This window comes from Xanthomonas sp. SHU 308 (assembly GCF_000364645.1).
GTDB classification, from domain to species: Bacteria; Pseudomonadota; Gammaproteobacteria; order Xanthomonadales; family Xanthomonadaceae; genus Xanthomonas_A; species Xanthomonas_A sontii.
The window spans coordinates 1-2,064 of record NZ_AQOK01000738.1 but is presented as its reverse complement, the minus strand read 5'-3'; the positions used below and the strand labels follow the sequence as shown (position 1 = coordinate 2,064).

General features: G+C 64.8%; 2 protein-coding genes. Both read left to right on the top strand.

Translation table 11 applies throughout. The features are described 5' to 3' along the window. A partial coding sequence (locus D588_RS0119595; protein ID WP_026143906.1) for a hypothetical protein occupies window positions 1-185 on the top strand: 185 nt, incomplete at its 5' end. Window positions 186-828: 643 nt separating this feature from the next. Beyond that, window positions 829-2,064, top strand: a 1,236-nt coding sequence (locus D588_RS0119590; protein ID WP_017917197.1) for a HAMP domain-containing protein, incomplete at its 3' end; no start/stop codon positions are given.

The window sequence follows — 2,064 nt, the reverse complement described above, 5'->3', positions numbered from 1 at the left end:
TGTTCAAGATCGACCAGCAGGCGCCGACGGCACCGCGCAGTTCCGCACCACCGGCCGCGCTCGTCACTGCCGGCACCAAGCGACCGGCCAAAGCGCCGGTCAAACCCGTCGCACAAGGCGCACGCACCGCACCCAAGCGTGCCGTTGTCGCCGTCGGCGCCAACACCGACTGGCAAGAGTTCTGATCGGCCGGGTGGCCACGCCGACAACGGCGTGGCCACCGTATCGTCTTGCCGCACCGTCTTTGCCTCTTTGCAGCTCGGCGTTCTCCTTCACAGAACGCCCCGATGCCTGCCAACTTCGCAGGCACATGCCCCTCCACTCCAGTGTTCAAGCCTGGATCGTGCTGAAGAGCGCCCAAGCGCCGTCACTCAACGGCAAGCGGTCATTGCACCGGCATGGCGCGTAGGGCCGCACTGCGTCAAACACCCGGAGCGTCCGGCAAGGAACCCGCCGACTACGTTCGGGAAGACGCTTCTGACGCTTCTCCGCCAGGGGCAAGCGCTTCCTCGTCCCGCCGACGTCCCCACCAGCCGATTCCGAGCATCCGCGTTCCCGCGTCCCGGCTGCCGATCGAATCGACGGCCTGGGCGCTGTACGCCTTCCCGTCCTGGACCGGGACATGCGGCTCGCGCCATCCGCCTCTTCCTTGCATGCCAACCGATCTCGGCGTGCGCCGGTCAAGCTGCGCGCAAAAAAAGATCAAGTTATGTGATTCGTTGCCGATAAACGCAAAATAAAAGTCACATTTACGTTACGTATGGCACATGACCACCCGCCCATACATGCCCCTCCCCATCTCACATCGACCTGAGGAAAGACATGACTATGCCCCGCCCCCATCGCACCAGCAGCGTCGTCACCCGCCTGATGATTGGTGTCTCTGCAATCGCGGCCCTGTGCTTCGGCATCACCGCGCTGCTGATCTACGCAAAAAGCAGCCAAGCGCTGCTGACTTCGGCCAAGGCCGGCATGACCAACGCCGCCTACCTGGAAGCCAAGCGCATCGCAGGCGACATGAACACCGCATTTTCCGCCAACCAGGCACTGGCGAACGCCATGCTGGTACAGCGCACCCAGGACGGCAATGCGCGCGCGAACGCCAGCGAGATCATGCGCAGAGAACTGCAGCAACATCCCGACTGGACCGCCATGGGGACGATGTGGGAACCGCAGGCATTCGATGGAAAGGACGCGCAGTACGCGGGCAGCGAGGGGCATGACGCCAGCGGCCGTTACATGGTCTATTGGGCCTGGCAAGGCGACAAGCTGATCCGCCAGCCACAGCTCGACTACGCCACCCCTGGCGCTGGCGACTGGTACCTGCGCCCGAGCAAGGAGCGCAGGCAGGCGCTGATCGAGCCGTATTACTACGATATCGGCGGCAGCAAGGTCCTGATTACGACATTGAGCACCCCGGTGATCGAGAACGGCAAGCTGCTTGCGGTGATGAATACCGACATCGGCCTCGCCAAGTTGCAGGAACGCCTGTCGAAATTGCACCCGCTCGGCGTCGGACACGTACGGCTGCTTTCGCCTGGCGGCGCGATCATCGCCGATCGCGACCCTGCACTGGTCGGCAAGAGGCTCGACGATGCCGCGAACCGTGCCTTGCTCGCCCAGATCGCCAAGGGCGAGACCGTCGACCGCGAGACGGTCGATGCGAAGACCGGCGATACCGATGTCGAGATCTACGTGCCCTTGCAGATCGGCCAGGCGCAGGAGCATTTCGCACTGGGTGTCGCGGTGCCGAAGGCGGTGCTGATGGCGCAGGCGCGCAACCTGCTGTGGACCATCGCCGCGGTCGGCCTGTGCGCGGCGCTGCTGCTCAGCGGCGGCCTCTACCTGCTGCTGCGCCGGCTGGTGGTCAAACCGTTGGCCAGCGCGGTGGAAGTCTCCAGCGCAGTGGCCGCCGGCCGCCTGGACAGCCGCATCCAATACGCGCGCAACGACGAGCTGGGGCAATTGCTGGGATCGCTGCAGCGCATGCAGCAGCAGCTGCGCGCGGTGCTCGACGCACAGAAGGAGATGGCCCAGCGCCACGATGCCGGCGAGATCAGCTAC